This window comes from Campylobacter massiliensis, assembly GCF_014253065.1.
GTDB lineage: Bacteria > Campylobacterota > Campylobacteria > Campylobacterales > Campylobacteraceae > Campylobacter_A > Campylobacter_A massiliensis.
Genome location: NZ_JACLZK010000002.1, coordinates 1 through 26,754, shown reverse-complemented (window position 1 = coordinate 26,754; position 26,754 = coordinate 1). Strand labels below are relative to the sequence as shown.

Here is a 26,754-nt window from a genome sequence, read left to right as displayed (position 1 = left end):
AAAAGCTGGGAAAAAGCAAATTTCTAGTATAATGGGCGCATTAAAAACAGCAAAAGGAGTGAAAATGCGTAGCCATTACTGCACTGATTTAAGCAGTGCCGACATAGGCAAAGAAGTTACGCTTTGCGGTTGGGTAAATACCTACCGCGACCACGGCGGCGTTATATTTTTGGACCTGCGCGATCGCACGGGGCTGATCCAGATCGTCTGCGATCCTGCAGACAGCAAGAGCTCTCACGAAGCCGCATCGCACGTTCGCGACGAGTACGTCCTAAGGATAAAAGGCAAGGTCCGCGCTCGCGGCGAAGGCCTAGTAAATCCGCGCCTAAAAACGGGCGAGATCGAAGTAGTCGCCAGCGAAGTGATAGTAGAAAACCCGAGCGAGACGCTACCTTTCGTCATCGGCGACGAGAACGTAAACGAGGATATCAGACTAAAATATAGATTTTTGGATCTTAGAAACGAAAAACTTCAAAATATCTTTAAAATGCGTTCAAAAGCGGCAATCGCAGCTAGAAACAGCCTAGATAAAATGGGCTTTATAGAGTTTGAAACGCCGATTTTAACGCGCGCAACGCCTGAAGGCGCGAGAGACTATCTAGTGCCTAGCCGCGTATATCCAGGCCAGTTTTACGCCCTGCCGCAAAGCCCGCAGCTTTTTAAACAGCTTTTGATGTGCTCTGGCTTTGATAAATACTTCCAGATCGCAAAATGTTTCCGCGACGAGGACTTGCGCGCCGATAGACAGCCGGAATTTACGCAGATAGATATCGAGATGAGCTTCATCGAGCAAGAAGACATCCTAAATATGGCCGAAAATATGCTAAAAGACGTATTTGCCGCCTGCGGATACGATATACAAATCCCTTTCCGACGCATGAGCTACAAAGAGGCGACCGAGAGCTACGGCAGCGACAAACCAGATCTGCGCTATGATCTAAAGATGATCGACGTTATCGACATTTTCGCGCGCTCTAGCAATGAAATCTTTAGCAAAATCGCAACCGAACCTAAGAAAAACCGTATCAAAGCACTAAAAGTGCCAAACGGCGATAATATCTTTAGCAAGCGCGAGATGAACCGCTTTGAGGAATTTGTCCGCAAATTCGGCGCTCAGGGCCTTGGCTACTTCCAGATGAAAGAGGACGGGCTAAAAGGACCGCTTTGCAAATTTTTCGAGCAAAACGACCTTGACGAGATTGTGGCTCGCTGCGAGCTAAAAGTCGGCGACGTCGTATTTTTCGGCGCCGGCAAGAAAAAAGTCGTGCTTGATTATATGGGACGATTTAGGATTTTCCTCGCAGAGCAAATGGGCATCATCGACCAAAACAAAATGGAGTTTTTATGGGTGCTTGACTTCCCTATGTTTGAGCAAAACGACGACGGCAGCTACTCAGCGATGCACCATCCGTTTACTATGCCCAAAAACATCGACGAGCCAGATCTCGAGGACATCCTATCGGTCGCTCACGACGTCGTGCTTAACGGCTATGAGCTTGGCGGCGGTAGCGTGAGGATCCACAAAAACGACGTTCAGCAAAAGGTATTTAAGTTGCTTGGCATCGACGAAGCCGAGCAACGCGAGAAATTTGGCTTCTTGCTTGACGCGTTAAGCTTCGGCGCGCCTCCGCACGGCGGTATCGCGATCGGCTTTGATAGGCTAAATATGCTAGTAAACAAAACCAGCTCGATCCGCGATGTCATCGCCTTCCCTAAAACCCAGCGCGCTCAGTGCCCGCTAACGAAAGCGCCAAGCGAAGCTAGCACGGAGCAGTTAAGGGAGCTAGGGTTAAGGCTGCGAGAAAAAGAAAAATAAGTGTAGAAGCGTCGTCTCGCCGCGCTATACGTCGTTGGTTTTAAAATTTTACGCTCCGCAGGCTACATGCCTAGCGCACGCTTAAATTTTAAAACCGCCTAGTCTAGCTTGGCGATACTTCCATTTATTGAATTTTATTTTTTATTTTAAAGAAAAGGCGAAGTATCTTGCGATGAATTTAAATGTTGCGAAGAAATTTTCGACCGAAGATAGAACATGCAGTTCATCGAGGGAGAAAATTTCTAGCTCATTTAAAAGCGCGCAAGAGGCAAGCCGTTTTTAAAGGAAAATTTATGAAAAAACTATTTTTAATCATCGGCGCACCAGGCTCCGGCAAAACCACCGACGCATCGCTAATCGCGCAAGAGGACTCCAAATTTGCGCACTTCTCAACGGGCGATCTGCTCCGTGCAGAGGTTGCTAGCGGCTCAGAGCTAGGCAAACTAATCGACGGCTTTATCTCAAAAGGCAACCTAGTTCCGCTTGACGTCGTCGTAAACGCGATCGTCTCGGCGATAAAAAGCTCAGATAAATTAAACGTCATCATCGACGGCTATCCGCGTAGCGTCGAGCAGATGACCGAGCTAGACAAGGTGCTAGCCGCACAAAACGAGATCGCGTTAAAAGGTGTGATCGAAGTGGACGTTAGCGAAGCCGTCGCACGCGAGAGAGTGCTCGGACGAGCGCGCGGAGCCGACGACAACAACGAGGTTTTCAACAACCGCATGAAGGTTTATCTAGAGCCGATCGAGGCGATACGCAAATTTTACAAAGAAAAAGGCCTGCTTCACGTCGTAAACGGCGAGCGTGCGATCGAGCCTATCGTGGCCGACGTCAAAGCCCTCGTAAATAGCTTATAAACATTATTTAGAGCCTCGAGCTAGGCTCTAAATTTAAGCTTTCCATAAATACAAATTAACAAATAATTCACGAAATATCATTAAAATCCGCACTATGATTTCACGAAAATCACATCAAATTTTAAAGGATACATAATGTTTAAAAAAATAGTTTTATCAGCGGCTCTTGCTAGTGCGATGTTTGCAGCAGGCGGATTTACTGGCTCAAGCGCACAAAACGCAACAAATCAAGGCGGCTTCGTCGGTAAAGGCGCCTTGAGCGCAAGCACGGTAAAACAAGCCCTAGCGCTACCAGATGACGCTCGCGTCGTGCTTGAGGGCAAGATCGTCTCCGAGTTTCGCCCCGAGCACTACCAGTTTGTCGATAAAAACGGCGACACGATCGAAGTCGAGATCGACCACAAGGACTGGAGAGGCGTAACCGTCGATGAAAATACGCCTGTGCGCATCTACGGCGAGGTCGATAAAGACTTTATGAAAACCTCTATCGACGTAAAAACTATCGAAATAATCAAATAATTTTAGGGCGGTTCGTCGCCTTAAATTTTCCTCAAATTTTAATTCCCTCAAAATTTACAAATTTTACTTTTTAGCATCAAATTTACCGCCGTAATGCCAGCCAAATTTTGGCCTACTTCAACTCCGTTTTACTCCAAATTTAGCCGAGATTTTATATAATCTCTTACTCAAATTTCAAGGCAAGTATCTCAAAGCGTTTTGCTACAAAGCGCCGCGTGATAGGAGCTTTACAAAGGATAAAAATGGACGTTTCAAAAATCAAAGCAGGCTCAAACCCGGACAAAATCAACGCCGTGATCGAGATCCCGTACGGCTCGAACATCAAATACGAAATTGACAAAGATAGCGGCGCGGTCGTAGTCGATCGCGTGCTCTACTCGGCGATGTTCTACCCGGCAAACTACGGCTTCGTGCCAAACACTCTCGCAGCAGACGGCGATCCTGCCGACATCTTGGTGCTAAACGAATACCCTCTGCAAGCAGGTAGCGTGATCCCGTGCCGCCTAATCGGCGTGCTCGTGATGGAGGATGAAGCAGGTATGGACGAGAAGCTACTGGCCGTACCGGTTACTAAGATCGATCCGCGATTTGATGCGATCAAAAGCTACAAAGACCTACCTGAGGCCACGCTAAATAAGATCAAAAATTTCTTTGAAACTTATAAAATTTTAGAGCCTAACAAATGGGTCAAGGTTAAAGAATTTAAAGATGCAAACGCCGCAAAAGAGATCTTAGACGCGGCGATCAAAAACTACAAATAATAAGCCATCTTGGCTTGTCGGCCGCCGCCTCGTTAAACCCAAACAAGCGGCGGTCAAATTTTAAAACTCGCGAAAAAATCAAAAGGATAAAAATGGATATACTAAAGCTACTTTTGGGCAACTCCAGCGGTATGTTAGATGCGATGTCGCAAAAAAGCGGACTGGGCACAAACGACGTAGAGGCCGTGATTTCTAAGATCGCGCCTATTTTCATGCAAAGAGCCAACGAGAATTTTAAATCTGACGCCGATTCGTCAAATTTCCTCGAGATGATCCGCCGCTCAAACCTTGGCGAGATGACTGGCACCCCGCAAAACATCAGCGTCGCCGAAGGCAACGAGCTACTAGGCGTACTAACTGGCTCAAAAGAAAACAGCAGGGCTCTAGCTAGTGACGTAGGCTCGCAGCTAGGCATCAGCGCAGACTCTATCAAGACTCTGCTACCGATGATCGCGCCGATGATCGCGGGCATGCTAAACAACCAACTAAAAGCATCAAATTTGCAAGACTCTGTAGACAGCGGCTCCATGATGTCGATGCTTACGCAGTTTTTGGATCAGAACAAAGACGGCTCGATCGTGGACGATATTTTTAGGATCGCAGGCAACTTTTTCGGTAAAAAATAGGCGAATCTCGCCTATTTTAGCCGTTGGTGATTATTATGTTTTTCTAAATTTACGGCTTTTCATAGCTCGCCAAAAACTGCTTTTCTTTCACTGCCGCTTCTGTGTGACAGAGCGTCAACTTCTCTTTCTTTATGAACCTCTACTTTGCCTTTACATATACGAATATTGCGCCCCTTATTCCAAATTTGACAAATTTGGTTTATGAACATAAAGCAGCGTCGCGCAAATAAAATTTAAGAGATTTGAGATCGCGCTTATTTCAGCCCTTTTTTAAGCTTCCTAACGAGAAATCTCGCCAAATGAAGCTCGTCGAAAAGCGATTTTTCGATACAAAGCGGACGGTCAAAAATAAGATCGCAGATGAGCTCGGCGCCAAGCACGGCCGTACAAAGTCCGCGCGAGCCGTGAGCGGTGCTCGCATATACGTTTGGCACGTATTTTGGATGCGGATTGGACTTGCCTTTCGTCCAAAGTAGCGATTTGTAACCGTCTTTGTAAAAATCCTCGTCGTAAAGTCGCCCGATAAGCGGAAAGCGGTCGCCGCTATAGCTGCGGTAGCCGACCTTTGAGCCGATTATTCGGACGTTTTGCGGTATTTTAGCCGCGATATTTGAGCCGTTTTCAGGCGCGGTCAAATTTGACGCATCTTGCGCCTGCGCAGGGTCGCCAGTGGTTTTGGCGCGCAAATACGTATTTTTACTCAAATTTATATCGTTACTACTCGCTTCTAAACGATTTAAATTTTCAGCTTCGCCGTCTGAGCCGGTAGTCAAATTTAAATCCTGCTCGCCGCTTAAATTTAACCGCTCACTTTTCGTAAATTTACCGTCCAAAAACTCTGCGACGTCGGCCAAATTTTTCTCATCATCGCTAGAACGCGGCTCATCTAAAAAAAGATTTCTATCATAAGTTGCGCCGATCACCTGCACGCCTTGGGCAGGCGGGCAAACATAGCCTTTGGCGCTAAAGGGCGCAGGCGTCCAAACGGCTGGCTCGATATGCGTGACCTGACCGCGCACGGAGCTAAGCCTGATGTCGTAGTCCGCAAAAAGCTCCATACTCTCGCTGCCGATAGCAAGCACGAGCACGTCGGTGTCGATGCTTTGCCCATCCTTAAAGTGCGCCCTAACTGCGCCGCCCTCAAGCGTCTCAAAGCCCGCAAATTCGCAGTTTAAAAGCGTTTTTATACCCGCGCTTGCCGCCTTGCACATCTTTCTGGGGCGAGCTTTTGCGCCCTTAAAAATAAACGCGCTAGCGTAAGGCTCGTAATCAAATTTTAGCTCAAAAACGCCGTTGTCCGCGTCAAATTCGCGCCACTCGTAAAAGCGCTCTAGCGTCTTTTGCTCGTATGCGTAGTCCGTCGCACCGCAAAACTCTATCTCCTGGGCGCCGAGGTTTTGGCCGTAAAAGCGCGCCGCCTGCAAAAACGCGTTCATATGCATGCGGCCTAAATTTACGGTTGGCTTCGTGATAAGCGGCATCAAAATCCCGCAGTGATTCCCAGAGCCGTTTAGCGCGATGTCGCCGCGCTTTTCGGCGATCGTGACGTCTAGGCCGCGCTGGCGCAACTTAAACGCACAAACGCAACCCGCCACGCCGCCGCCGATCACCAGAGCACTCTTTGGCACAGCCCTGCTCGCGGGATCAAATCTACTAAACCAAATTTCGCTTCTAGCTTGTCGCTCGCCCGCAAATTTGGCGCGTAGCATCTCGCGCTTTTTGCCGTAGCCTTTTAGCAAATTTACCTCAAAGCCGCTATCTTGCAGGGCTCTTTTTAACGCGCCCGAGGCCGAATAAGTGCAAACAGCGGCGCCGGGAGCGCATAAATTTGCGATTTTAGCGCAAACCCGCTCGCTCCACATCGCTTCGTTTTTAGCGGGAGCAAAACCGTCCATAAAAACGGCGTCCGCAATAAAGCTAAGCTCGTCCAAAACCTCTTCCACGTCGCCAAAGCACAAGGTAAGCGTGACGTTTGGAGCTAAATTTAGCCTGTGAAATCCGTGAATAAGCGGAGGATAGGCGTCCAAAAGCTCGCCCGAAACGTCCGCAAGCTCGCTAAAATTTACATAAATTTTAGCTAGATCGTCTCTAGCGATAGGCGTTTTTTCGATACTGACGAAATTTAAAAATTTATCTGAGTTTTTAAATCTTTTAAAAGCGCAGAGGAAATTTAACCCCGCGCCAAATCCTGTCTCAAGCACGTTAAATTCGCTTTTTTTCTCCCAAATTTCATCAAAAACGGAGTTAAAAACGTACTCGCTCTGGCCTATGGGACCATCTGCGTTAAAGTAAATGTCGTCAAATTCGGGACTAAATGGAATGCCGTCTTTAAAAATGACTCGCGCACTTTTCATTGCTGGTTTGAAAAATAGACGTCTATGCCGTCCGCGAGCCCCTTGGCTAGGGCGTCTTGGTATTTTGAGTTATTTATGAGCTCGCCCTCGTCTGGATGAGTGATGTAGCCGACCTCAAGCAGCACCGCAGGCATCAGCGCGCCTACTAGCACCCAAAAAGGCGCCTCGCGAACGCCGCCGTCGGATGCCTTTGAGCTCACCGACTTGGCTCGCGCTAAAACTTCGCGCTGAACGTCGATGGCGAGCTTGTTTGAGGCGATGATTTTCTCGCGGTTAAGGAAATTTAAAAATGTCTGCTTGGAAAAATAGTTCATCTCCTCGATGTCGGATTTGTTTTCCAGCGCGGCGGCGTTTTTGCTGCGCTCGGAACGAGCCGGCGAGAGGAAAAACGTCTCGATACCGCGCATAGTCGCCGCCTTAGACTTGTTTGGCGCGGCATTTGCGTGGATGGAGATAAAGAGGTCTGCGGCCTTGTCGTTGGCGTATTTCGTGCGGTCGCGAAGGTTGATAAATTTATCCTTGCTACGCGTGTAATAAACCTTGTAACCGCGTCCTTGTAGCTCCTTGCCCGCCTTTTGGGCGATACTTAGCACGATGTTTTTTTCTTTTAAAGATCCATTTATAGCGCCCGGATCATCGCCTCCGTGTCCTGCGTCAAGGACGATAACTTTGCCTTTAGCGCTTGTAATTTTTTTGGCGCTTGTCGTTTTTACGGGCGCAAGCACAATTTCTTGCTCATCCTTTTCGGTGGTGCTTTGAGTTTTTTTTGCATCCGTCTTGGTCTGCGCGGCAACTTTTTCTTGCTTTTGCTGAGCGAGCTTTTGATTTTGAGATTGCGATTGAGCGGTTTTTTGCTGTTGCGGCGCTTGCGCTATTTCAGGCTTTGTCTTGGCTGCGTTTTTTTGGGCTTCTTGCTTTTGTTCTAGCTTGGCTTGTTCGATCTTTTTCTTTTCGGCCATCTGCCTAGCTTGTATCTGAGCCTGCTTCAGGTCGATCGTTTTTTCTACGCTTTGTTTTTGTGAGATTTGCGACTTTTGATGATTATCTTTTGCGGCGGCTTGTTTAGAGTTTAAATTTTCATTTTTTAGGGATTTTTGCTCTTGCGTGGGAGAGGCCTTTTTAAAAACTAGCGACCGATCTTCGGCTCTTAGTTTTAAATTTATCTCAAATTTGTTCACGAAAACCACCCTCACAGTGCTCGCGTCAAACTGACTTATACGGACCTCATCGACCAAAAATCCCTTTATACTCTCTACCGTTCCAGCGCTCCAAACGCCCTTAAACTGGTATATATCCCTATATAAGCCTTTTTGATTTAGGGTAAATTTATTGATATCGCTGCCGCCTAGCTGCCTGTTAAATTTTAACTCCAAGCTATCGCTACCCCTGATCACGGAAACTAGCGTCAGCTTGTCCTGTTCGGCCGGGTTTTTCTTGTTTACCGGTGCAGATAGTTGCTTTAGCTCGGCAGGCTTTTGTTTGGCCTCTTTTTGGTCTTTTGCTTCGGGCTGTTTAGGCTTTGGCGCCTCTTTTTCTTTTTTAGGCGCAGGCGCGGCTTTTGGCTGCGGCAGGCCTTTTAGCTCTTTTTCGTACGACTTCGTATCCAGCCCCAGAGCTTTTGCGCTTTTTATCAGACGCTGCAGCGACTTTGCGGTTAGCTCCTTGTCGTTGTGCATGATGGATCTAACGTACAGCACGCGCAGTTCTTGATGAAATTCCGTCTTTTTCTTGCTACTTGCGCCGTCAAATTCGCGGTCGAATTTATCAAAAAAGCCGTCGTTCGCAAACGCCGCCGCCAATAAAAATAAAATTACAAAAATTTTTCTAATTATCTTCGCCATTTATCAGTTTTTCAAATAGTTCTTTCACGCTTATTATCTCGTTTAGCCTGTAGCCGTTTGCGCCCGTGAAAAACAGCCCCGTTTCCTTGCGCCCCGCAAATGCGTCATAGAGGCGATCCGCGATGCAGTATCCTACCTCTTTGGCCTCTTTGCCGCGCTGACACGGGCTTACGCAGTTGCTTACGCAGCTGATTTTGGGCCCTTGGCGTTTATCGACTAGATTAATCAAATTCGTCCTGACGCCGCGTGCTGGGTAGCCTACCGGGCTTTTGATTAGCTCGATGTCCTCTTTTTTGGCCGCAAGGAGTACCTGCTTAAACTCTTCGCTAGCGTCACACTCGTGCGTACCGATAAAGCGAGTGCCCATCTGCACGCCGTTTGCGCCAAGCGAAATAGCCCTATCGATGTCGTTTTTATCCCAGATACCACCCGCCGCAAATAGCGGAAAATCGCCCCACTGCTTTATCTCTTCGCTAACGGGCGTTATCAAATTTTCCAGGCTATACGCTGGATCGATGCACTGCTCGTATGTAAAGCCCTGATGCCCGCCGCTAAGAGGCCCTTCAAGTACCACGGCGTCCGGAAGCCTGCCGTAGCGCCCTTGCCAGCGTTTGCAGATTATTTTTAGCGCCTTTGCCGAGGATACGATAGGAACTAAAGCCACGTCCGGGTAATCTACCGTAAATTCAGGCAAATTCGTAGGTAGCCCCGCGCCCGTAATGATCACGTTTATACCGTGGTCGCAGGCGTCTTTTACGATGCGTTCGTAGTCGTTGCTTGCGTATAGGATATTTACCCCAAGAGGCCTATCGCCGCAAATTTTACGCGCGTTATCGATGACGGCTTTTAGCCCCTCTCGCGAGTAGAAATTTCCGCTACCGTAGGGCTTGGCGTTTAGCTCTTTGGTGATGTATTTTCGTCCTTCGTAGTAGCCCGTTCCTACCGAGCTTATGACGCCTAGGCCACCTTCTAGGCTGACGTTTCCGGCGAGTCTATCCCAACTGATACCAAGCCCCATTCCGCCTTGGATTATCGGGTATTTTATATCGTATTTTCCGATTTTTACGGGTTGCATCAGGTTACCTTTAGTTTTGCAAATTTACGCTTGCCCACTTGCAAGACGTATTCGCCAGCGCCAAGCTTTAGCTGCTCGTCGGCGATCTTTTCTTGATTTAGGCTGACGGCGTTTGCCGCAATGTCTCGGCGTGCCTGAGAGCTGCTAGCGCAGAGCCCGCAGTGAGTGAGCGCCTGCACGATCCAAACCGGAGCTGAGAGCTCAAACTCGTCCATCTCGGTCGGGATCAAATTTTGCGAATGCACGCGGTCAAATTCGGCCTTCGCCTCTTTCGCCGCCACTTCTCCGTTATATCTAGCCGTGATTTCTAGCGCGAGAGCCTCTTTTACGGCTTTTGGGTGAGCCTTGCCGCTAGCTACGTCCGCTTTTAAATTTGCGATTTCTTCCGTGCTTTTTTCGCTAAGAAGCTCGTACCAGCGCCACATCAGCTCGTCGCTCACGCTCAAAACTTTAGCAAACATATCGTTTGGCTCGTCGGTCACGCCGATGTAGTTGCCTAAGCTCTTGCTCATTTTATTTACGCCGTCAAGCCCCTCTAAAAGCGGCATCATTATGACGGCTTGCTCTTTGCCGACGTTGTAAACTCGCTGTAAAGTTCGCCCCATCAGAAGATTAAATTTCTGATCCGTGCCGCCCATCTCGATATCGCATTTCATCGCGACGCTATCGTAGCCCTGAAGCAGCGGGTATAAAAATTCGCTTATCGAGATCGAGGCGCCGCTTTTGTATCTTTTCTCAAAATCATCGCGCTCAAGCATCCTAGCCACGGCAAAGGTACTGGTTAGCTCCACGATACCCGCAGCCCCCAGCTCGTTTAGCCACTTGGAGTTAAACATTATCTTTGTTTTTTGCGGGTCTAGGATTTTAAAAACCTGTTCCTCGTAGGTTTTGGCGTTTGCCGCCACAGTCTCGCGGTCTAGTTTTTTACGCGTCTGGCTTTTACCGCTAGGATCGCCGATTTGTCCCGTAAAATCGCCTATCAAAAACTGCACTATCGCTCCGTGCTTTTGCAAAAGAGCCATCTTTTGAAGCACTACGGTGTGGCCTAGGTGCAAATCCGGAGCCGTCGGGTCAAAGCCTGCTTTAACGTAGAAATTTTCGCCCTTTTCGTAGTAGTTTTTTACTAAATTTTCGACGCGCTCCTCGTCTATCATCTCGGCGACGCCTTTTTTTATATCGCTCATTATTTTGCTCAAATTTTCGCCCATTTTCTCTCCTAAATTTATTAATGTCCGTATGCGTCGTCAAGCGACACGAAGTCTATGATCTTGTAGCGATCTCTTAGTCGCTCTTTTATCTCGTTTACGTTCAAATTTTCGCCAAGCTCGATTGTTAGCTCAAAAAAGTCCGCCGTCGCCTCTCTGGTCTCGGTAAGGCTGATGGTTACGAGATCGACTTGCATTTTCGCCATATACGTCAAAAACTCGGCTAACGACCCGCGCCTGTTTTCAAGGCTCAGAATGATCTTAAATCTATGCGGAGCGACCCGCGTCCATTTGACGAAAATCATCTCGTTTTTCTCTTCGGCTAGCTTCATAAACCGCTCGCAAAGCTTGTGGTGGACAGTAACGTGGTGATAGTTTCTAAATCCCACGATATCGTCGCCGCGCTTTGGATTGCAGCAATAATCAAACTCGATGCTGTTTATTTTGTGGTTCGAGTAGATCACGATATTTTCAAATTTTTGCTTTTTGACGTTGTATTTATCCGTCATCGCGATGGCAAACGGACGGTCTCTTTTTACGTATTTTTTTAGCGCGTTTACCACGTCTTGCAGATACACCGAGTCAAACGCGGCTCTAAAAATTTTCTTGGTCAAATTTTCAGCCTCTAGCCACTGCTCGATAGTTTGAGAAGGTACGGCAAAGATACCGCTTAAAATTTCGATCGCGACCATATTGTTGATATCTCTTATCTTTTGCTTGCAGTACGATCGGATCGTGGCTCTAGCCTTGCCCGTTTTTACGCTGCCTAGCCACGAACAGCGGTATTTTGGCTCATCGCCGGTCACGATGCTCACGATATCGCCGTTTTTTAGCTCCGTTAGCAGCGGTACTCGCACGCGGTTTACGTAGGCTTCTTTGGCGTGCAAGCCTACGTGCGTGTGTATCTCGTAAGCGTAATCAAGCGCCGTAGCGCCGCGCGGAAGCGTGAATATATCGCCCTTTGGCGAATAAACCGCGACATCCTCGACATAGAGGCTGTCTTTTGCGTATTCGTAGAGCTCCTCCGGGTTTTCGCTCGCTTCCTCCATACCGTTTTCTATACCGCTGATATCGCTTAGCCAGTCTAGTTTCGGATTTAAAAAGCCGCCCGTTTTATATTTCCAGTGCGCTGCGACGCCGTATTCTGCGGTCTTGTGCATGTCAAAGGTGCGAATTTGAACCTCGAATATGCTTTTGTTATCAAATATCGTAGTGTGTATCGTCTGATAGCCGTTTTGCTTCGGAAGCGCGACATAGTCTTTGAAGCGCGAGATTAAGGGATTAAAATTTATATGTAAATTTCCAAGCACCAAATAGCAATCCTGCGGCTCTTTAACTAACACGCGAGCGGCTAGCAAGTCTAGCACCTCCTCGATCGAGATGCCTTTTCGCTGCATTTTTAAGTAGATCGAGTAGTGGTGCTTGATGCGCTTTTGTATCTCAAAGTCGTTTTCGCTAAAACCGTTTTTAAGTAAAATTTGAAAAATTTTATCGGTAAACGCGTTTAGCTTTAGCACGAGCTGCTGTTTGTGCTCCGTTAAGTAGTCGTCGATTTTTTTGTACTCTTCTGGCAAAGCATACTTAAAGCTAAGGTCCTCAAGCACGTTTTTTATCGACGAAATACCCAATCTATGCGCGATCGGAGCATAAACCATCAGCGTCTCTTCGGCGATTCGCTTTTGCTTTTCGGGGCGCAAAGCTTGCAACGTGAGCATATTGTGCAGCCTATCGCAAAGCTTTACCACGAGCACTCTCACGTCCTCGATGGAGATTAGCAGCATCTTGCGAAAGGTCATCGCAGAAGCTGCCAGACGCTCGTTTGACTCCGAGCTTGCGAGCTTATCCTCTCTGATGGCTACGATTTTAGTTAATCCCTCGACTAGCTTTGCGACTTCTTCGCCAAAGTCCTCACGCACGCTCTCGATCGATCTATCCGTATCCTCGACCACGTCGTGCAGCAAGGCGGCGATAATCATATCCTCGTCCCCGCCCATGTGCGCCACGATGCAGGCCACTAAGATAGGGTGTATCGCGTACGGTTCGCCGCTTTTTCTAAACTGCCCCGCATGCGAGATAACGCAACATTCGATCGCGCGCTCTAAATTCGGCGTAAAATTTATCAGCTCGCTAAGTAACTGCCTCGCCTGAGCGACGTCTTTGCAAGCGGTTATATCGTCGATTAATTGTTCTAGTAAAAATCCGCTATTTAGCTGCTTCAACTATGCCCTCTAAAGCTATCTTGCCCTCGGCTATCTCGCGTAGGGCGATATCGGCAAATTTCATCTTAGTAACGTCGATATCAAGCAGGCTTTTTGCGCCGCCGGCTAGAGCCTCGGCTCTTTTTGCTACGACTAGAGCCAGCTTATATCTATCGTCTCCGACGAGTTTTAGTGCCTTTGCCGCTACTTCTTCAGATCTCATTTATTCTCCTTAAATTTAATTTCTTACGATAGAGCAAAACGCACTCTCGTCGCCCTGTATGATTTTGAGCAGGTTTCCATCTTTAAACATATTACACACCAAGATCGGTAGCGAATTATCCTTAGCTAGCGCGATAGCGGTATCGTCCATCACTTTGATATCGTCACTCATAGCAAGCTCGTAGTTTAGCTCTTTCAGCAACGTCGCATTTTCAAATTTATGCGGGTCTTTGTCGTAAACGCCGTCCACTTTCGTAGCTTTGATTATCATATCTGAATCTATCTCGATAGCGCGCAGGGTAGCCGCCGTATCGGTGGTGAAAAATGGATTTCCCGTGCCCGCAGCAAAGATCACCACGCGACCTTTTTCAAGGTGTCTGTTTGCGCGCCCGACGATGAAAGTCTCGCAGATAGCCTCCATCTTTATCGCGCTTTGTACGCGCACGTCCAGGCCTACGCTCTCCAGCGCTTCTCTCATCGCGATAGAGTTTATCACGGTAGCTAGCATGCCCATGTGATCGCCGCTAGTGCGCTTTATGATGCCGTCTCTAGCCGCGCTAACGCCGCGTATAATGTTGCCTCCGCCGATAACGATACCCACTTGGATGCCGTTTTCGACTAGCTCTTTGATCTGTTTTGCGATAAATTTAAGCACCGCGTTATCTATGCCAAAGCCGCTGTCGCCGGCTAGCGCCTCGCCTGAAAATTTAACTAAAATTCGCTTTTTTCGCTCCATTTTTCATCTCCTTAAATTTTCGGATTTTAGCTAAATTTGCTTTAAATTTTGCTAATCTCGGCGCGCGAGTGCTATTTTAGGCTGATTAGCTCGAGGGGGTCTATGTGGTAGTTTTTCTGCGTTACTTCAAAAGTCAGATCTCGCTGGACGCGCCCGATGACGTAGCCTTTTTGCACTTTTGCACCCACTTTTACCGTAGGAGCGATCTGGCTAAGGTGGGCATAGATCGTGTGGATGCCGTTTGGATTTTCGATGATGACTACTTTATCTAGCATCGCAGTTTCTTTGGCAAAGACCACTTTGCCGTTAAATACGCTTTTTACCTTTGCGTCGGCCGAATTTGCGCTTAGCACGACCGATTCGTTAAAAATTTTGATGTTATAGATGGGGTCTACGTAGTTGCCGAATTTTTGCTTGACCGTAAAACCGTCAAGCGGCGCGATCGTCTTTTCGCCGCTATATTTTTTAACAAGGCTAGTTTGATAGCTCGAGCCAAACTGCTTCACGTCGCCCTCAGACGCGCTTGCGGCAACCTCGCCTTTTTTATCTTTCTTATTTTTTTGAGCTTTGGCTTCGGCCGCTTTTTGCGCGGCTAGGGCTTTTTTAGCCTCCTCGCTCTCCCTTTTTGCGACGATTTTTAGCTCTTCTAGCGTCTTTCTGATCTCGTCTTGTTGGGCTTGTAGGCGCGAGAGTTGCTTTTGATAAATTTCCTTATCCCGCTTTAAATTCGCCAGCGTTTTCATCTGCTTATCCTGCAGAGAAACGAGCTCGGCTTGCTTAAATTTAAAGGTTTTTAAATTCGACTTTATCCCGTCGATCTTGTCGTTTTGGGTTTTTATCAAATTTTGCGTACTTTCGTACTGCTTAGCTAGCTCGTTAAAATCATCTTTTAGTACCGAATTTAGTTTGCTTAAGATCTCGGTTGCGATGATGCTATCAACGCCCTCCTCGTACTCTTTTGGCATTATGAGATCGAAAGAAAACTCGTCTGAGATGATGTGCACGATGCTTTTTTGGATGTCTTTTTGGCTTTGCGTGAGGTCTTTGTTTTGCTTTACTAGCTCGTCAAGCTCGCCACTAGCGCTTTTTGCGCTGTTTTCTAGCTGAGCTATTTGCATGATGAGCTCTTTCATCTTATCGTCGGTTTGCTTGACGCTTTTTTCGCCACCGAGTATGTCGCCGGCTAGGTCGTCGAGCTTTTTATTTAGCTGTTTTTCAAGCTCTTTTGAGGACTCGAGATAGGTCGTTTGATTTTTTATCTTTTCGCCCGTGCTTGCATTTAAGCAAAGCGCGGCAGCCAGCAAAACGCAAATTTTTCTCATATCGCCCTTGCTTTTCTCATCACGAGATAAACGGCAAAAAAGCTTATCGCAAGCGAAACGCCCAGCAACACTCCGCCTTCGTAAAACAGATCAATCGCGGGCAAATTTATATTTAGATCCGCAGCGACCTCTTTAACGGGCTGCAAATCCGGCAAAATAATATAAAAAACCGCCACCAAAACGGTCGCTATAAACGAATCAAACAACGCGTTTTTGTATAACGCGCCCGATTTTAGCCACGACGGAGCTCCCAGCAGCGTCATTATCTCGATGCGCTCCTTGTGCTCGTATAGCCAAATTCGCATCTGTTTTGCGATGAGCATAAGCCCGATTAACCCGATTAGCCCCGAAAATATCGCCGAAATATTTTTAATCAGCTGCATGATTTTATAAATTTTATCGTGCGTTTTTGAAAATGTCTCAACCCTGCTCACGCCGTTAATCTTTGAAATTTTGTCCTTGATTTCCTGCATATATTGGGTGCTTGGAAAGGCGTTTAGCTTTAGCGAGTAAAATTTAGGCAACGCGTTTTGCAAAACGGCGATATTTTTAGACGATATATCCTTAGCAAGCCTCTCTAGCACGGGCTTTGAGCTAAGCGGCTCAAGCGACTCGAAGGTATAAATGAGCGGCTTTATGTCGGTAGTGTTTAGCTCGTTTTGACTTACGATGATGATACTGTAGTCTTTGTTCATCACGGACTCGTACTCGTCCACCACTCGCCCGACTAGCAATATAAACTGAATGCCCACGAGCAGCGCCACGAGCGGGATTATCACGCTTAGATGAGTTTTAAAGGATTTCATGCAAATGTCCGTCTTCTATAACAAAATGCCTGTAAGGCACCCTTAGCGAGCTTGGCACCCTGTGCGTAACCACCACGATGCAGGTACCCAAAAACTCCTTGGCCGAGCGCAAAAGCCCCCAGATAACGTCGCTTGAATATTCATCGAGGCTACCCGTAGGCTCGTCGCAAAGCAGCAAATTTGGATTATGCGCTAGCGCCCTAGCCATCGCAGCTCTCTGCTGTTCTCCGCCGCTTAGCTCGTTTGGATACTTGTGCGCTCTGTGGAGCAAATTTACGTGCTTTAAGAGCTTGGTTGCCTGATTTTTACAAACATTAGCGCTAAGGCCTTTTATCATTAGCGGCAGCATCACGTTTTTTTCGATGTTCCACTCGCTTATCAGACGGTAGTTTTGAAAAACCACTCCGATGCGCTGCCTTAGTTTATCTAGATTTTGCCCGCCTAAATTCATCATATCTGTTAGGCAGACGTTTAGCGAGCCAGCGCTTGGCTTTATCTCGCCGTAAAAAGATTTTAAAAGCGTCGATTTGCCGCTACCGCTTTGCCCGGTGATAAAAACAAAATCATTGGCGTAAATGTCGAATTTCGCGTCCGTTATGAGCTTTTCACAACCTTCGTATCCTAGGCAAAGCCCGCTTGCGCTAATTATTTTTTGCATCCGCCAAATACTCCTTCAACGCAAGATGCGCCTTTAAATTTTCAGCCGTAACGAGCGGCTTTTTTATAAAATATTCCGCGCCTTTTTCGCCGAGTAAAACATAACAATGCTCGGGCGCGTTAAATGCGCCAAACGCCGCGCGAATCAAAATTTCGCCGTCTTTTTCGTATTTTTCCTCTAAATGCAAGAAAAAATCATCCTCTTTTATCGTTTGGTTGCTAAATTTAGCCGCGACCTTGCTCGCGTCGTAGCCGTTTTCAAATTTTAGCTCGCCCTGATCAGCTCTTGGTTCGCTTTGTTTTTCGCAGGTAAAGATAACGTCGTAAATATCTTTTTGGTGCCTTTTCCAGCGGTCTTCATATTTGCTACTTACTTTTAGATCGCGATTTTTATAAATTTGCACGTCGGCGTTGCTCAAATTTAAAATTTGCGCCAAAGTAAAGTCCGCATACTCGCGGCTATCGGTTCTTAGCTCAAATTTGCCGCCCGCTTTTAGCGTTCGCTCGCACTCCAGGACAAATTTAGCCGACGCCACGCGCCTATGAGGAGCATCGTCCCAAGGCACCGGAAAATGAAGGAAAATTTTATCGATAAAATTTGACTCCACGAGCGATAAAAACAGCCTCGCGTCGCAGTTTACGAGCATGACGTTGTTTAGATTTCGAGCTTTTGCCAGCTTTGCGACTTGCTCGAGCGAGGGCTTATAGACCTCGATGCCGATAACTAGCGTATTTGGGTTATTTTCCGCCTGAAATAGCAAGTGCCTGCCCGAGCCGAATCCTATCTCGATAAATTTACTTTCAAATTCGCTCTGATTTAAATTTTCAAGCAACTCGCTCACGCTAAAAATAGCTGAGTCTTTTTGCGTGAGGTGCGTGTTTTTTACCGCGATGGCTTCGCTTAAAACTTGATCGCAATAAAGCTCTTTAAATTTAACCAAAGCATTTTGCAAAAGCCCTATTTTGGCAGGCTTTGTTAGCTTTTCGCCTTTTACGACCCAGTCGTTTTCGCGCTTTTTTAGCGTGATAAAAAACTCCTCACTAGAGCTTTTGGTATAAATAAGGCTAACGCCCTGCCTGCCGTGAGCCTCCCACAAAAAGCTTATCTCGCCGCACTCTTTTGGAGTAAAATTTACGTTTTTAGCTATAAAATTGGGCATTATTCGACGGCTATCTCTGCTTTTTGAGAAGCGTCGGAGCTAATGCCGTATTCATCTACGGCGATCACTTTATAGCTATATTTTTGCCCGTAAGCAACGCTATTATCGACAAATTCATTGCCAGTTATATTTGTAAATTTCTGCTCGCTTCCGCCGCCGTCTCTTATAACGGTAAAGCTTCTGGCCTTATCAGAGGCGCTCCACGTGAGCTTAACCGCCGTGCTATCGGCCACGATAGAGGATACGACCGGCGCATCGATAGCACCTAGCGTCATACCGATGATAGGCTCGCTAGGTTTTTTAGACTCTAGGCCGTCTTTATCGACGATGGTGATTTTATAGTACCTGGTTGCGCCGTTTTCGTTTATTAGATCCTCGTAGCTATTAGACGTGGTTTTCACGAGATAAGTGTATGGCATAAATTTGCTTGACGCGCTGTAAATTTTATAGTAGCCAAAGTCGTCGTTAGCCACGCTGTCCCACGTTAAAATAATCTTTTTGGGCACGTCTTGAGTAGCTTGGGCATTTACGACCTCGCTTGGTAACTGTTTCGTTGTAGAGTCCACGATCTCGCTAGGCTTTGAGATCGTTCCGCTAGTAGTTTTTACGAAAACTCTATACTTGTAGCTTCTGCCCGACTTCACGTCGTCATCGATATACTCGGCGTTTAGTCTACCTTTTACCTCGGCGATTTGTCTCCAGTTTTCTTTATTTATATCGGCTTTTTCGATGACATAAGACGCCACGCGAAGATCTGGATGCGGTCTCCAGATGAGTTTCACGCGCTCTGGCAAATTCGTAAGCGCTCTAACAAAAGGCACGGAGTCCATAAGCGCCTTAGTTGTGACGCTAACGATCATGCCTGGGCCTGAAATTTGCTTGCTTGCGTTATATGTCCTCATCTCGTACGCATATGTCGTCTCTGGAGCCAAATTTGCGTCCACGTAGTGGCTAGCAAAGCGGTCTTTTATGTCGGCTACGACTTTCATTTTGCCGTTATTTTCGTTTGGATTTGAGCGGTATAGATAGTAGCCTGCGACGTTTGAGGTAGGAGTCGGCGTCCACTCAAAGCCAACTTCGGTCATATCGCTTATAGTTTTTAGGCTCTGGACGGTCGGCAAATTCGGATTTACTTGCGCAGGCCCGCTAGAGGATACGCATCCACTCATCACAATGGCTAAAGAGCTCGCTAAGCCCCATAAAATCAATCTTTTCATCTATATTCTCCTTGCTAAATTTGCTAAGTAAAATTTCACTAAAATCATCCCAGACGGGTGCTACAAAGCTCATTTGTTCGCCCGTGCGCGGATGCGTGAAATATAGCCCGTAGGCGTGAAGCATTACTCGGGCGATTTTATCCTTTTCGCTCTTAAAACCGTATAAAGCATCGCCCAAAATATGGCGGTTTAGGCTAGCTAGATGCACTCTGATCTGGTGAGTTCTACCTGTAAAAAGCTTTGCCGCGATCAAATTTACGCCTGCGTTTTTACCCTGCACGGGGCCGTCAAATTCGCCAAAAAGCAGATTCACAAAGGCACTCTTTGCCGCGCGGCCGCTTGAAACTATCGCCTTTTTTAGGCGGTTAGCGGGATTTCGTCCGATAGCTCGCTCTACGGTGCAGTTTTGCTTGAGCGGCAGATCTGTTAGCGCTAGATAGATGCGTCCCATGCTTTTATCGCTTAGCTGCTTTGAAAGCGCGGCGTGAGCGGCGTTATTTTTAGCTACGACGATAGCTCCGCTAGTGCCTTTATCCAGCCTATGCACGATGCCCGCCCTACTTTGTCTGCTTAAATTTGATAGCAAAAACCCCTTCGCCCCGAGCCAGTCCACAAGCGTGGGTTCTTTAACGCTAGGAGCGGGATGGACGACTAAATTTGCAGGTTTATTTAGCACGAGCAAATCCTCATCCTCGTAAATGATCGGCACTTCAAATTCCGCTTCAAATTTAGCCATATTGGGCTCGTTTTGCTCAAATTTGATCCTCAAAACGTCGCCCAAATTTAACTTTGCGGAAGGCTTATTTAGCGGCTTGCCGTTTAGGCTAACCGACCCGCTTTTTATCAAATTTAGCGCTTGGTTTCTAGCGACGTTTAGCTCGGTCGCCAAAAACGCATCCGCCCTCGTCTGCGTATCATCTAAAATTTTGATCTCTTTTTCCGTCATTTTTAGATTTGTTTCCTTTAAAATGCTATAATCGCTCAAAAAAGGCAAATTTTTGATAAGACTCGATAGGCGAATTTTAACCCATTTTGACTTCGTTCAACCATTTTTGATACTTCCTATTATTATTTTATCATACATTTTGGTTTCTGAGGCAAATTCTATCCTAGCCGGCAAGCAGCTTGTATATTTCGGAGTCGGTCTAGCTGCGTTTTTATTTTTCTTTTTGCTTCCCATTCGCAAGATCGCCTGGCTCATACCGCTATTTTACTGGATTTGCATCGTTTTGCTTATTAGCGTAGATTTGTTCGGCACGAGCAAACTGGGCGCAAAAAGATGGCTCGAGTTTCCTTTTATCCACTTTACGCTTCAGCCCTCAGAGATCATGAAGCCGGCGCTTCTTTTGATGCTAGGCTACCTCATCAAACAGCGCCCGCCGGAGGAAAACGGCTACGGTCTCAAGGACTTTTTACGCCTTAGCTTTTATATACTTTTCCCTTTCGTGCTGATTTTAAAAGAGCCCGATCTTGGCACCGCTTTAATACTACTCATCGTGGGCTACGCCGTACTTTTTATCATCGGGGTAAATAAAAAAATTTGGGTCGTAATATTTGCGGGAGTTTTACTCTCTGCGCCCGTGATCTACGAAAATTTGCACGATTATCAAAAAAAGCGCATTACTGATTTTTTAAGCGAGGAGTCCAACTATCACGTGCGCCAAAGCATCATCGCTATCGGTAGCGGCGGCCTAAAAGGCAAACCAAAAGACGAGGCGACGCAGACGCACTTTAAGTTTTTGCCGATTTCGACTAGCGATTTTATTTTCGCATACACGATCGAGCGATACGGATTTTACGGCGGGCTTGCGCTACTTAGCTTTTACGGCGCGCTGATAGCTCATCTGCTCAGCCTAAACTACGGGCTAAAGGATGATTATTTTACGCAGACGATGGCGTCGGGGATCGGGGTGCTTATTTTTATTTACGTGAGTATAAATATCATGATGACGATCGGCTTTGCGCCTGTGGTGGGCATTCCGCTGCCCTTTTACAGTTACGGCGGCAGTAGCTTCGTTACTTTTATGTGCCTTTTTGGGATTTTGCAAAATTTGCTCGCGTTTAGGTTTGATCCGACGTATAGGTTGGTTAAATTTAAAATCTAGCCGTCAGAATTTGCCTTTAATTTTAGGCAAATTCTGACGATTCAACCGATTTTGGCTCGCTTTAAGACGACTTGCGGGCTAGATTTGGCACCTAAATTAAACTAAGCCTTCTTTAAAAACTCCGTCTTTAACACGATGACGCCCATTTTATCGATCTTGCCTTCGATCTCTTTGTCGTCGTCCGTGAGCTTGATGTTTTTTACCATGGTTCCGCGCTTTAGCGTAGCGCCCGCGCCTTTTACTTTTAGATCTTTGATCAGAGTTACGTTATCTCCGGCATTTAGTTCGGTTCCGTTTGCGTCTTTTGGCATATTTTCTCCTTTAAATTTAGCGCCCATTTTACTAAAAAATGAGCAAAAAATAAAGTCCAAGCCGCTCAATTTACTTCGTATCGTTAAATAAAGTTGATGATTTGATTTTATTTGGACAATATTGTGATAAGTCTGCGTAAAAAAATCGTCTCTAAAATTTAAACAAAGTTTCAAGGCTTTCAAATTTTAAAATTTAAGGCAAAAGAGCCAAATTTGACCCTTTTGCCGTTAAATTTAAACAAGCTTTTTGATGACGTCTAGCACGAGATTGCACTTCGGTACGACGGAGTCAACTTCCATGTATTCGTTTTTGGTGTGCATATTTCCGCCCGCAGGTCCCAGTCCGTCGATCGTCGGGCAGCCCGCCGAGGCCGTGATATTGCCGTCGCTTAGACCGCCGGCATCCACCCAGTTCACCTTCGCGCCCGTTTTTTTGGCGACCTCGTCGAAGATCGCCTTGATCCTCGGTAAATTTTGCTCGTCTATCATCGGCGCTTCTTCGTTTATTAGTATCTTTTTGTGCGTTACGCCGTTTACGAACGGTTTGCCCAGGATTTCATCTAGCTTTTTGTTAAAAAACTCGACCGAAGAGGCAAATTTATACCGCATCTCGCAAGTCACGCTGGCAAACTCGGGCACGACGTTTTGCGCGGTGCCGCCGTTTGTGATGATGGAGTTAAAGGTATGCCCCGCCGCAAAATCAGTCAGCTTTGATAGCTCGACTACGAAATTCGCCGCCTCGACGAGCGCCGAACGGCCGAGCTCGGGATGATTGCCAGCATGCGCGTCCACGCCGTAAAACTCGATCACGTAGGACATCACGCCCTTTCTGGTAGCCACCATCGAGCCGTCCTCGCGAGCAGGCTCCATCACTAGGCAAAATTTAGACTTTCTAGCGTATTCGCGGATCTTTTCTTTGGCAAAATTCGATCCCGTCTCCTCGTGCGAGTTTAGAAATAAAGCGACGTTGATTTTGCTAAGATCAAGCTCCTTAATGATGTAGAGCGACAGTAGCGCGCCGCCCTTGTCGTCGATGACGCCTAGTGCGTTTACCTTGCCCTCATTTTGGGTAAAAGGGGTATTTTGCACCGAACCAACGGGAAAAACCGTATCCATGTGCGCAACGAAAAGCACATCGAATTTCGCCGCATTAGGATTGTTTGAGATAAGCAGGCAGTCGGCGACCTTATCGGTGCCCAGCGCTACCGTTTCGTGTTTTAGACCTAGCGTCTCCGCCTTATTCATAAACCACTTTGCGACGCTATTTACACCCTCTATGCTAGCCGTCGGGCTCTCGATATTAGTTAGCTCCTTTAGCTCGGCTAGGTATTGTTTTAGCTCCTCTTGTTTCATGGATCATCCTTTATACGATGAGACTCATTACAAACATCGCTAGATAGGCGTTTAGGATACAGATACCAAATAACACCAAGTAGTGCTTGCCAGGGATGCCCAGCACGCCCAGTACGCGTCCCATATACTGCACCGTAGAGCCTACTAGCGCCATGCCTGGGATCAGTACGGCGATATCTGGAGCCGTTAGGGTTCCGCCCTGAACTAGCGCCACTAGCACGCCGGCAGATCCGCCCCAGCTAAGAAATGCCGCCATTATGACCGCTATCGACTCGCCGGGAAGCCCAAGCGGTAGCATAACAAAACCAAGATACTTGCCTATAATGTCAAGCGCGCCAGAGACTTTTAGGATGTGGATGATAACAAAAGCCATAAGGACGTTTGGGATGGTGTTGTGAACGGCGATATCCCAGCCCTTCCTAGCGCCTTCTACGAAAACGTCGGTTAATAATTTATTATTAGCTTGCTCGCTCATACTTCAGTCTCCCCGTCTTTTACGAATTTTTTGACGTAAAGTCTCATCAAATTTGCCCCAAATACCTTAAACACCAAAATAATTCCTAGGCCCGCCGCAATAGATATAGGCGCTAGGGCTCCATTTTTATCGGCTACCGTGAGCAACGGAGCGAAAGACGCTAGGAAATTCGTGATCATCGCGCCCGCGCTAAACTGAAACGCGGCAAATATCAAAAGCTCTTTGTGCGTGATCTTGCCGTCTTGACGTAAAAACTTCGCCGTGGAGCTACCCGCGTCGGTGCTTTGCGTGCTGGCTATGAGCGAGATCGAGCAGCAGCCAGGGATACCGATGAGAGGCTTTAGCACGGGAGTTAGCCAGCGCGAAGCCGCATAAAGCGCGTAATATCTCTCAAATATCGCGACGAAACCTAGAGCTAGCATGATCGCAGGAACCAGACTAAGCGCAAATATAAAACCGCCCTTTGCGCTAGTGCCGCCTGCAGTTTTAAACCACTCCGGAAACTGTCCGGTTAGCTTACCGAAATCAAAAATTCCGCCCGCGACGTCCTTTAAGAAACCACCGAAAAAGACGATAGCTAGGATCAAGGCAACGGTGCCGATCGCTAGCCTTTTGCCGTCGTTTGCCTCTTGCATAAAGCCTCCTTAAAAATAAAGTAAATACATAGGTAATATACAGTCGCGAACCTTAGGAATGAGTAAAAAGCAGATTAAGATAATGAATAATATTTAGTTCTTTTAATTAATGTTACTTTTAGATACCTCATTGTAAAAATTTAGTAAATTTGACGCCTACTTCTCTATATATAGGGATTTAAGAAAAATTTGAATAACTAAAAATCAGAGATAAAATATCAGAAAACTACAATATTATATAAGCTCTCTTAAAGATTTATAGAAAAATATGGTAGTTTAAAAATAATTAACCTGGGTATTTTTAAAAAAAAGTTTTTTAGACTAAAAAGAAATTTAAGAAAAAGTCGGTGGCGGGCAGATATAACTATGAAACCGGAAAATTTCAACCAAAAATGAGCAAAGCCGAGCTCTCTAAATTCGACGCCGGACTTCAAGATCTTGCTGTAGAAAGTTTCGGAGGAAAAGTAGTAAGAGGAAAGGTAAACTCAAAAACCGTTCATGATACACTAGAAACAATGCATATAAAAGAAAAAGCAGAAAAAGAGGCTCAGGCCGCTATGAAGCTAGCTGAGCAAAAACTAAAGGAACTGCAAAAAATCGAAGCCAAAACTAACGAAGCAAAGGAAAATCTAGCCCAAATTCAAAAACATTGCAAGGATACCCAAGACCGACTGGAATCCGCAAAAAGAAAACTCTCGAAGGCAGAAGACGTAGTCGTATACCAAAACCAAGCCATGCAAGATGCACAAAGTAAAATAAATAATCTAGAAACCAAGATAGATATCAGTAGTAGCAAGCTTCAAACTATAAAAGACGAAATAGATACCGCCAGCAATGAACTTTTAAACAGACAGAGCCAAGTGGAAGACAAAAACAAAGAATTAAAGACCCTAAGTAGCAATATATCTACTGTGCAAAGCGAGATTTTACGACAAGAGGAAATCGAGCAAAGAGCAAAGGAAGTCGCAGCCGAGATCATAAAAAACTCGAGGGAAACCAAAGAATACGAAGAGTCCGCAGGATTCCTGGGTAAAACTATCAAAAAAATCAAAACGATTATTAGCATACCTAAAGTAGAGGAATATATTGAAGAGAATTTAATTAAATTCTCCCACTACATCGATCAAAGCAAGGCTCAAATTTTAGAGCTATTGAAAGCCAACGACATAAACACTCCCGAGGAGCTTCAGCAAAAAATAGACGACTCCAATAAAGTAGAAAAACTAAACAAAGACATAGAGTGGTACAAAAAGACCATAATCCAAAGAAGCGATAGAATACGCGAGTTAGAATCCAGTTTGGAAAATGCCGAAAACAACCTAAAACAAGCCGATGCCGACAAAGAAGAAGTCCAAGCCCGGCTAAATAATGCCCTAGATAGCCAGTTTAGCGCCGAAACCAAAAGAAGCGAATATATAGAACTAGGCGTAAAAATGGGAATAGCGATAAGCTCGATATCACAGAAGATAAAAGACTATTTTATCAAATTTAACTCGGGAGCCATAGTGTTGCTGGATACTGCAAGCAAAACCTCTCACGAAAGTATAATGGAGCTAGCAAATAGCGAATACGAAAAAGAAAGGGATATGCAAAGTCTAGACTCAAAGACAGACTGTTGGATGGCTACTTCTCGGCGGTGTATTCAAGAAATAGGAATCATGCGTCGGAGAACTTCGGGCTAGGGAGATGATTATTTGCCGGGGGATCGCAAGCATGATCTAGCCGTAGTTCTTACTGCATGCACGTTTTTTAGCGAGTCACGACGAAAGGAATTATTAAAAACGTGCACCTTTGTGAATAACGTTTATATCCTACGCGTAAACAGCGCCGACAATAACAAGGCTACAAGCGGCGAGCAGTGGAGCTTTTACGGCGATTCGATGCTGATTAGTCGCTTTGGTGATTTTAGGACTGAGTTAAATTTGCCTCTAAGGGTAATAAATAAGGTTAAATTTACTACCTTATTTATACTATAAATTTACGTTTTTACAGATGACAAATTGACAATTTGACCAAATTAGCCTTTTATAACACTAAAATTTATAAAACTGCACCCACATTTGCGACGCTATCAGCAAAAAGTTGAACCATTCTTTACAATCAAGTTCTTTCTTGTTGTCACCGAAATTTTAAATTTAATGCGAGTTCTTTATACTAAAATTTAACTGGCTAATTAAACAGGATAGTTCTTGTGCGCAACTAAGACATTGACTACTTTGTGCGCCCGTTGCGTCAGTGGTTGTAATATATGGCGCAATGTTATACTTTGTGAAGTTTTTAGATATAGCGACAATTTTAGTCATTTTTACTTAACAAAAGCAACAATAGCAGCCGAAAAACACCAGAATTACTTAACTTTCTTTTGCTATCTTAATAAATTCCTGCGCTAGTTTTGACAGCTTTTTATCCTCTTTATAGGCCAAAATCAGCGTCTTGGCTAGCGTCGGCTCGCCGATGTCAAAAAGCCGCACCTTATCGGCCTTATCCTCTTTGATAAACT

At 46.1% G+C, this 26,754-nt stretch carries 25 protein-coding genes; 8 read left to right on the top strand and 17 right to left on the bottom strand.

Features of this window, described 5'->3' with window-relative positions:
- The first annotated feature begins 64 nt into the window (after window positions 1-64).
- The 5 genes from aspS (at window position 65) to H7R39_RS06630 (ending at window position 4,582) form a co-directional block, all read left to right on the top strand.
- Window positions 65-1,816 (top strand): aspartate--tRNA ligase, encoded by a 1,752-nt coding sequence (gene aspS, locus H7R39_RS06650; RefSeq protein WP_185898523.1) that lies wholly within the window; start codon window positions 65-67, stop codon window positions 1,814-1,816.
- A 293-nt stretch (window positions 1,817-2,109) separates the two neighbouring features.
- On the top strand, window positions 2,110-2,676 hold the full coding sequence (locus H7R39_RS06645; protein WP_185898522.1) for an adenylate kinase: 567 nt from the start codon (window positions 2,110-2,112) through the stop codon (window positions 2,674-2,676).
- 135 nt (window positions 2,677-2,811) lie between these two features.
- Window positions 2,812-3,195, top strand: a complete 384-nt coding sequence (locus H7R39_RS06640; protein ID WP_185898521.1) for a YgiW/YdeI family stress tolerance OB fold protein — start codon at window positions 2,812-2,814, stop codon at window positions 3,193-3,195.
- 242 nt (window positions 3,196-3,437) lie between these two features.
- Window positions 3,438-3,956, top strand: a complete 519-nt coding sequence (ppa, locus tag H7R39_RS06635) for an inorganic diphosphatase (protein WP_002948463.1) — start codon at window positions 3,438-3,440, stop codon at window positions 3,954-3,956.
- Window positions 3,957-4,048: 92 nt separating this feature from the next.
- Window positions 4,049-4,582 carry a DUF937 domain-containing protein gene (locus tag H7R39_RS06630; RefSeq protein ID WP_185898520.1) on the top strand — a complete coding sequence of 178 codons (534 nt, stop codon included), beginning with the start codon at window positions 4,049-4,051 and terminating at the stop codon, window positions 4,580-4,582.
- 254 nt (window positions 4,583-4,836) lie between these two features.
- Here H7R39_RS06630 and mnmC read toward each other — a convergent pair whose 3' ends face one another.
- From mnmC to H7R39_RS06565, 13 genes are all read right to left on the bottom strand, one after another.
- Window positions 4,837-6,936: a bifunctional tRNA (5-methylaminomethyl-2-thiouridine)(34)-methyltransferase MnmD/FAD-dependent 5-carboxymethylaminomethyl-2-thiouridine(34) oxidoreductase MnmC gene (gene mnmC / locus H7R39_RS06625; RefSeq protein ID WP_185898519.1), complete on the bottom strand. Its 2,100-nt coding sequence runs from the start codon at window positions 6,934-6,936 to the stop codon at window positions 4,837-4,839.
- Window positions 6,933-8,777: an N-acetylmuramoyl-L-alanine amidase gene (locus H7R39_RS06620; protein WP_185898518.1), complete on the bottom strand. Its 1,845-nt coding sequence runs from the start codon at window positions 8,775-8,777 to the stop codon at window positions 6,933-6,935. Before H7R39_RS06620 ends, mnmC begins: the two co-directional genes overlap by 4 nt.
- Entirely contained in the window at window positions 8,761-9,852 is a 1,092-nt protein-coding gene (locus H7R39_RS06615; RefSeq protein WP_185898517.1) for a nitronate monooxygenase, read from the bottom strand. Before H7R39_RS06615 ends, H7R39_RS06620 begins: the two co-directional genes overlap by 17 nt.
- Window positions 9,852-11,060: a tyrosine--tRNA ligase gene (gene tyrS, locus H7R39_RS06610; RefSeq protein ID WP_185898516.1), complete on the bottom strand. Its 1,209-nt coding sequence runs from the start codon at window positions 11,058-11,060 to the stop codon at window positions 9,852-9,854. Before tyrS ends, H7R39_RS06615 begins: the two co-directional genes overlap by 1 nt.
- Before the next feature lie 17 nt (window positions 11,061-11,077).
- Complete coding sequence (locus H7R39_RS06605) at window positions 11,078-13,276, bottom strand: RelA/SpoT family protein (RefSeq protein ID WP_185898515.1); 2,199 nt, start codon at window positions 13,274-13,276, stop codon at window positions 11,078-11,080.
- Window positions 13,260-13,478 (bottom strand): DNA-directed RNA polymerase subunit omega, encoded by a 219-nt coding sequence (locus H7R39_RS06600; protein WP_185898514.1) that lies wholly within the window; start codon window positions 13,476-13,478, stop codon window positions 13,260-13,262. Before H7R39_RS06600 ends, H7R39_RS06605 begins: the two co-directional genes overlap by 17 nt.
- Before the next feature lie 15 nt (window positions 13,479-13,493).
- Window positions 13,494-14,213, bottom strand: coding sequence for a UMP kinase (pyrH, locus tag H7R39_RS06595; RefSeq protein WP_002948445.1), 720 nt, complete (start codon window positions 14,211-14,213; stop codon window positions 13,494-13,496).
- A gap of 71 nt (window positions 14,214-14,284) precedes the next feature.
- Complete coding sequence (locus H7R39_RS06590; RefSeq protein WP_185898513.1) at window positions 14,285-15,535, bottom strand: murein hydrolase activator EnvC family protein; 1,251 nt, start codon at window positions 15,533-15,535, stop codon at window positions 14,285-14,287.
- Window positions 15,532-16,341, bottom strand: coding sequence for a cell division protein FtsX (locus H7R39_RS06585; protein WP_185898512.1), 810 nt, complete (start codon window positions 16,339-16,341; stop codon window positions 15,532-15,534). The genes H7R39_RS06590 and H7R39_RS06585 overlap by 4 nt, the downstream gene beginning before the upstream one ends.
- Complete coding sequence (locus H7R39_RS06580; RefSeq protein WP_185898511.1) at window positions 16,328-16,999, bottom strand: cell division ATP-binding protein FtsE; 672 nt, start codon at window positions 16,997-16,999, stop codon at window positions 16,328-16,330. The genes H7R39_RS06585 and H7R39_RS06580 overlap by 14 nt, the downstream gene beginning before the upstream one ends.
- Window positions 16,983-18,158 carry a tRNA (guanosine(46)-N7)-methyltransferase TrmB gene (gene trmB / locus H7R39_RS06575; protein ID WP_185898510.1) on the bottom strand — a complete coding sequence of 392 codons (1,176 nt, stop codon included), beginning with the start codon at window positions 18,156-18,158 and terminating at the stop codon, window positions 16,983-16,985. The genes H7R39_RS06580 and trmB overlap by 17 nt, the downstream gene beginning before the upstream one ends.
- Complete coding sequence (locus H7R39_RS06570) at window positions 18,158-19,375, bottom strand: fibronectin type III domain-containing protein (RefSeq protein WP_228724753.1); 1,218 nt, start codon at window positions 19,373-19,375, stop codon at window positions 18,158-18,160. Before H7R39_RS06570 ends, trmB begins: the two co-directional genes overlap by 1 nt.
- The gene (locus H7R39_RS06565; RefSeq protein ID WP_185898509.1) at window positions 19,305-20,321 is read right to left on the bottom strand and encodes an RluA family pseudouridine synthase; all 1,017 of its coding nucleotides are present in this window, start codon (window positions 20,319-20,321) and stop codon (window positions 19,305-19,307) included. The genes H7R39_RS06570 and H7R39_RS06565 overlap by 71 nt, the downstream gene beginning before the upstream one ends.
- Before the next feature lie 52 nt (window positions 20,322-20,373).
- On the opposite strand from H7R39_RS06565, the gene H7R39_RS06560 reads away from it, so the two are divergent.
- The gene (locus H7R39_RS06560) at window positions 20,374-21,480 is read left to right on the top strand and encodes an FtsW/RodA/SpoVE family cell cycle protein (RefSeq protein ID WP_185898508.1); all 1,107 of its coding nucleotides are present in this window, start codon (window positions 20,374-20,376) and stop codon (window positions 21,478-21,480) included.
- A gap of 101 nt (window positions 21,481-21,581) precedes the next feature.
- Here the strand turns inward: H7R39_RS06560 and H7R39_RS06555 are convergent, their stop codons facing one another.
- The 4 genes from H7R39_RS06555 to H7R39_RS06540 all read right to left on the bottom strand — a co-directional run bounded on the left by H7R39_RS06555 (window position 21,582) and on the right by H7R39_RS06540 (window position 24,254).
- On the bottom strand, window positions 21,582-21,791 hold the full coding sequence (locus H7R39_RS06555) for an alkylphosphonate utilization protein (protein ID WP_185898507.1): 210 nt from the start codon (window positions 21,789-21,791) through the stop codon (window positions 21,582-21,584).
- 234 nt (window positions 21,792-22,025) lie between these two features.
- Window positions 22,026-23,144, bottom strand: a complete 1,119-nt coding sequence (locus H7R39_RS06550; protein ID WP_185898506.1) for a M20/M25/M40 family metallo-hydrolase — start codon at window positions 23,142-23,144, stop codon at window positions 22,026-22,028.
- 10 nt (window positions 23,145-23,154) lie between these two features.
- A complete protein-coding gene (locus H7R39_RS06545) occupies window positions 23,155-23,619 on the bottom strand; it encodes a YjiG family protein (protein WP_002950687.1) in 465 nt (154 codons plus the stop codon).
- On the bottom strand, window positions 23,616-24,254 hold the full coding sequence (locus H7R39_RS06540) for a nucleoside recognition domain-containing protein (protein ID WP_185898505.1): 639 nt from the start codon (window positions 24,252-24,254) through the stop codon (window positions 23,616-23,618). The genes H7R39_RS06545 and H7R39_RS06540 overlap by 4 nt, the downstream gene beginning before the upstream one ends.
- A 392-nt stretch (window positions 24,255-24,646) precedes the next feature.
- Between H7R39_RS06540 and H7R39_RS06535 the strand changes: the two genes are divergently transcribed.
- Window positions 24,647-25,936 carry a coiled-coil domain-containing protein gene (locus H7R39_RS06535; RefSeq protein ID WP_185898504.1) on the top strand — a complete coding sequence of 430 codons (1,290 nt, stop codon included), beginning with the start codon at window positions 24,647-24,649 and terminating at the stop codon, window positions 25,934-25,936.
- A 111-nt stretch (window positions 25,937-26,047) separates the two neighbouring features.
- Entirely contained in the window at window positions 26,048-26,230 is a 183-nt protein-coding gene (locus tag H7R39_RS06530; protein ID WP_185898503.1) for a hypothetical protein, read from the top strand.
- The last annotated feature ends 524 nt before the right edge of the window (window positions 26,231-26,754 follow it).

Excerpts from the sequence above, each read along its gene's own strand:
- H7R39_RS06565 (WP_185898509.1), bottom strand. The coding sequence starts at position 20,321 with ATGACGGAAAAAGAGATCAAAATTTTAGATGATACGCAGACGAGGGCG.
- H7R39_RS06580 (WP_185898511.1), bottom strand. The coding sequence starts at position 16,999 with ATGCAAAAAATAATTAGCGCAAGCGGGCTTTGCCTAGGATACGAAGGT.
- ppa (WP_002948463.1), top strand. The coding sequence starts at position 3,438 with ATGGACGTTTCAAAAATCAAAGCAGGCTCAAACCCGGACAAAATCAAC.
- H7R39_RS06615 (WP_185898517.1), bottom strand. The coding sequence starts at position 9,852 with ATGCAACCCGTAAAAATCGGAAAATACGATATAAAATACCCGATAATC.
- tyrS (WP_185898516.1), bottom strand. The coding sequence starts at position 11,060 with ATGGGCGAAAATTTGAGCAAAATAATGAGCGATATAAAAAAAGGCGTC.
- H7R39_RS06620 (WP_185898518.1), bottom strand. The coding sequence starts at position 8,777 with ATGGCGAAGATAATTAGAAAAATTTTTGTAATTTTATTTTTATTGGCG.
- H7R39_RS06600 (WP_185898514.1), bottom strand. The coding sequence starts at position 13,478 with ATGAGATCTGAAGAAGTAGCGGCAAAGGCACTAAAACTCGTCGGAGAC.
- H7R39_RS06535 (WP_185898504.1), top strand. The coding sequence starts at position 24,647 with ATGAGCAAAGCCGAGCTCTCTAAATTCGACGCCGGACTTCAAGATCTT.
- H7R39_RS06640 (WP_185898521.1), top strand. The coding sequence starts at position 2,812 with ATGTTTAAAAAAATAGTTTTATCAGCGGCTCTTGCTAGTGCGATGTTT.
- H7R39_RS06550 (WP_185898506.1), bottom strand. The coding sequence starts at position 23,144 with ATGAAACAAGAGGAGCTAAAACAATACCTAGCCGAGCTAAAGGAGCTA.
- trmB (WP_185898510.1), bottom strand. The coding sequence starts at position 18,158 with ATGCCCAATTTTATAGCTAAAAACGTAAATTTTACTCCAAAAGAGTGC.
- pyrH (WP_002948445.1), bottom strand. The coding sequence starts at position 14,213 with ATGGAGCGAAAAAAGCGAATTTTAGTTAAATTTTCAGGCGAGGCGCTA.
- H7R39_RS06630 (WP_185898520.1), top strand. The coding sequence starts at position 4,049 with ATGGATATACTAAAGCTACTTTTGGGCAACTCCAGCGGTATGTTAGAT.
- H7R39_RS06590 (WP_185898513.1), bottom strand. The coding sequence starts at position 15,535 with ATGAGAAAAATTTGCGTTTTGCTGGCTGCCGCGCTTTGCTTAAATGCA.
- H7R39_RS06540 (WP_185898505.1), bottom strand. The coding sequence starts at position 24,254 with ATGCAAGAGGCAAACGACGGCAAAAGGCTAGCGATCGGCACCGTTGCC.
- H7R39_RS06570 (WP_228724753.1), bottom strand. The coding sequence starts at position 19,375 with ATGAAAAGATTGATTTTATGGGGCTTAGCGAGCTCTTTAGCCATTGTG.
- aspS (WP_185898523.1), top strand. The coding sequence starts at position 65 with ATGCGTAGCCATTACTGCACTGATTTAAGCAGTGCCGACATAGGCAAA.
- H7R39_RS06545 (WP_002950687.1), bottom strand. The coding sequence starts at position 23,619 with ATGAGCGAGCAAGCTAATAATAAATTATTAACCGACGTTTTCGTAGAA.
- H7R39_RS06585 (WP_185898512.1), bottom strand. The coding sequence starts at position 16,341 with ATGAAATCCTTTAAAACTCATCTAAGCGTGATAATCCCGCTCGTGGCG.
- H7R39_RS06645 (WP_185898522.1), top strand. The coding sequence starts at position 2,110 with ATGAAAAAACTATTTTTAATCATCGGCGCACCAGGCTCCGGCAAAACC.
- mnmC (WP_185898519.1), bottom strand. The coding sequence starts at position 6,936 with ATGAAAAGTGCGCGAGTCATTTTTAAAGACGGCATTCCATTTAGTCCC.
- H7R39_RS06555 (WP_185898507.1), bottom strand. The coding sequence starts at position 21,791 with ATGCCAAAAGACGCAAACGGAACCGAACTAAATGCCGGAGATAACGTA.